The sequence below is a fragment of the Cognatundibacterium luofuense genome, from assembly GCF_018139685.1.
Classification (GTDB): domain Bacteria; phylum Pseudomonadota; class Gammaproteobacteria; order Burkholderiales; family Burkholderiaceae_D; genus Undibacterium; species Undibacterium luofuense.
The window spans coordinates 1-308 of sequence record NZ_JAGSPN010000493.1; the positions used below are offsets into that span (position 1 = coordinate 1).

Below are 308 nucleotides of genomic sequence, written 5' to 3' on the forward strand. Positions count from 1 at the left end.
CTTCAGTATTGATGCATTAAAAAATCCTGGACAAGATGGAGAACAGCCACATGGATGGAAAATATATTCTGGCTTTAGATCAAGGAACGACCAGCTCGCGCGCTGTCTTGTTTGACCGTACCGGTAGCGTGGTAGCGGTCGCGCAAAAAGAGTTCCAACAAATTTATCCGCAACCAGGCTGGGTAGAACATGATCCTCAGGAAATCTGGTCAACCCAGGCCGGTGTTGCTGCAGAAGCGGTCGCACGTGCTGGTTTAACGGGTGCTTCGATTGCTGCAATCGGCATGACCAATCAACGTGAAACCACG

At 50.0% G+C, this 308-nt stretch carries 1 protein-coding gene; it reads left to right on the top strand.

Going from position 1 to position 308, the window contains the following annotated elements:
• Nucleotides 1-50: 50 nt before the first annotated feature.
• On the top strand, nucleotides 51-308 hold a 258-nt coding region (locus KDM89_RS21370; protein ID WP_268977922.1), incomplete at its 3' end, for an FGGY family carbohydrate kinase.